The organism is Streptomyces rectiviolaceus (assembly GCF_039533825.1).
Taxonomy (GTDB): domain Bacteria; phylum Actinomycetota; class Actinomycetes; order Streptomycetales; family Streptomycetaceae; genus Streptomyces; species Streptomyces rectiviolaceus.
Genome location: NZ_BAAAUG010000212.1, coordinates 4,117 through 7,206, shown reverse-complemented (window position 1 = coordinate 7,206; position 3,090 = coordinate 4,117). Strand labels below are relative to the sequence as shown.

Genomic DNA, 3,090 nt, shown 5'->3' with positions numbered 1-3,090 from the left:
CGGCTCGCGCGCCGAGCCGCCCGTCGTCGCCCGGCGCCTTGGCTACAAGGCCGACGGCGCGGGGCTGCTGCGTACGGTCCGCACCCACCTGCACGTGGTCCGCCTCGCCGACCGCGAGGTGCGGCAGATCACCCGCGGCGACTGGCACGCCGGCGCCCCCGCCTGGTCGCCCGACGGGACCCGCCTGGCGTTCCCCGCCGCACGCGAGGAGGACGCCGACCTGACGTTCCGCAGCGCGGCGTACGTCGTCGACGCGGGCCCGCGCCATGCGGAGCCGGTACGCGTCGGAGCGGCCGACGGGCAGGCGGCGGGCGTGACGTGGACGGCGGACGGTGAGGCGCTCCTCGTCGTCGGCTCGACCGGCACCGCTGTCGGCCACGCCCGGCTCCTGCGCGTGCCGTTGAGCAACACGGAAGCCGGTGCGGGAGCCGCGGCGCCCACCGACCTCACCGGCTCCGTGGACCGCAACGTCATGCTCGGCGGCCCCGGCTACCCCGGCGCGCCGCCCCAACTCACCGCCGACGGACGCCACGTACTCGTCTGCCTGCGCGAACGCGGCTGCACGCAGCTGTACGTCGCCGACACCGACGGGAGCGGCATCCCGCGTCGCGCGGTCGGTGGTGACGCGGTCCAGGTCAGCGGGGTGTCCAGCGCGGGCGGCACCGTCGCGGTCGTCCTGTCCACCGCGACCTCCTACGGGGAGATAGCCACCGTCGATCTCGCCACCGGCACGGTCGGCACACGCACCGAGCACGGCGGCCCCGACGCTCCCGATCTTTTCGTGCGCGAGGAGCGGGAGTTCACCGTGTCCGACGGCACGGTGGTGCAGGGCTGGCTGGTGCGCGACCCGGCGCGCGACGGCCCTGCTCCCCTGCTCCTGGACATCCACGGCGGCCCGCACAACGCGTGGAACGGCGCGGCCGACTCCGGACACCTCTACCACCAGGTGCTCGCCGCCCGCGGCTGGACCGTGCTGCTGGTCAATCCGCGGGGCAGCGACGGCTACGGCGAGGAGTTCTTCACCGCGGCGCTCGGCGCCTGGGGGCTGAGCGACGCCGCGGACTTCACCGAACCCATCGACCAGCTCGTCGCCGACGGCATCGCCGACCCACGGCGGCTCGCCGTCACCGGGTACAGCTACGGCGGGTTCATGACCTGCTATCTGACCAGCCGTGACGACCGCTTCGCGGCGGCCGTCGCGGGCGGCGTGGTCAGCGACCTGACGAGCGTCGCCGGTACGTCGGACGCCGCGCATCTGCTCGGCGTGGCCGAGCTCGGCGGGCCGCCGTGGACGGACCACGAGCGCTACGCGCGGCAGTCGCCGCTGACCCACGTCGACCAGGTGCGCACCCCGACCCTCGTCCTGCAGGGCGGCGACGACGAGCGCTGCCCCGTGGGGCAGGCCGAGCAGTGGTTCACGGCGCTACGGGCGCGGGGCATCCCCACCGAGCTCGTGCTGTACCCGGGCGGCGCGCATCTGTTCCCGCTCGACGGCCCGCCCTCCCACCGGGCCGACTTCAACCGGCGCGTCGTGGACTGGGTGGAGTGCTACGCCGGTGAGCCCGGGCGGCCGCGCAAGGTGCCGCTCGACACGGCCCACTGGCAGCGCCGCCTCGCCGAACTGGCCACGGCGCACCGGGTTCCCGGCGCGGCCCTCGGCATTCTGCGGCTCGGTCAGGACGGCGTGGGGGACGACATCCTCCAGGCCCACCACGGTGTCCTGAACACGGCCACCGGCGTCGGCGTCACGGACGACTCGGTGTTCCAGATCGGGTCCGTCACCAAGGTCTGGACGGCGACCGTCGTCATGCAGCTCGTCGACGAGGGCAAGCTCGACCTGGACGCCCCGCTCGTCGACGTACTGCCCGAACTGCGCCTGGCGGACCCCGGTGTCACCAAGCAGGTGACGATGCGGCATCTGCTCACCCACACCAGCGGCATCGACGGCGACGTCTTCACCGACACCGGTCGCGGCGACGACTGTCTGGAGCGCTACGTCGAACTCCTCGACGAGACCCTGCAGAGCCATCCCATCGGCGCGACGTTCTCGTACTGCAACTCGGGCTTCAACCTGGCCGGACGGGTCATCGAGAAGCTGACTGGACTCACCTGGGACGCTGCGCTGCGCGAGCGGCTCTTCACGCCGCTCGGGCTCAAGCGCGCGCTGACGCTCCCGGAGGAGGCGCTCCTGCTGCGCGCCGCTGTCGGACACGTCGCCGACGGCGAGGCGGATCCCACGCCCGCTCCGGTGTGGGGGCTGCCGCGCTCGGTCGGCCCCGCAGGCCTCGTCAGCGCCGACACCGCGGATGTGCTCGCCTTCGCGCGGCTGCATCTGACCGGGGGCATCGGCCCGGACGGGGCCCGTGTCCTGAGCGAGGAGAGCGCGGCGCGGATGGCCGCCCACCAGACCGACCTGCCGGACCGGCACACCCTGGGCGACTCCTGGGGCCTCGGCTGGATCCGCTTCGGCTGGGACGGACAGCGGCTGTACGGGCACGACGGCAACACCATCGGCCAGTCCGCGTTTCTGCGGGTCCTGCCCGATCAGGGACTCGCGGTGACCCTCCTCACGAACGGCGGCAACACGCACGACCTGTACGAGGACCTGTTCCGGGAGATCTTCGCCGACCTTGCAGGCGTCACCATGCCCCGCCCGCTGACTCCCGCCGACCGGCCGCCGGCCGTCGACGGCTCCCGGCACGCCGGGGTCTACGAGCGGGCCGGTGCACACGTCGAAGTCCTGTCCGTGGAGGGCGAGTTGAGGCTGCGGCAGACAGTGACGGGGCCGCTCGCCGAGCTCGACCCCACGCCCACCCGGGAGTTCACGCTCGTCCCGGTCGACGACTCCCGGTTCGTCTTCCGGCAGCCGGGCACGCTGACCTGGGTCCCGGTGACCTTCTACACGCTCCCGACCGGTGAGCCGTACGTCCACTACGGCGTCCGCGCCACCCCGAAGGTGAGCTGACATGGCCGTCCCCGCACCCCGACCGGCCTCGCTCGTACGCGACTTCGAAGCGGCGCTGCCCAAGATCCTCGCCGACATCGAACTCCTGGTGCGCTGCGAGTCGCCGTCCGCCGACCTGGCGGGCG

The 3,090-nt window shown here is 73.5% G+C and carries 1 protein-coding gene; it reads left to right on the top strand.

The window, feature by feature from the left end; translation table 11 throughout:
- A partial coding sequence (locus ABD378_RS41510; RefSeq protein ID WP_344530217.1) for a serine hydrolase occupies positions 1-2,965 on the top strand: 2,965 nt, incomplete at its 5' end.
- Positions 2,966-3,090: the final 125 nt, after the last annotated feature.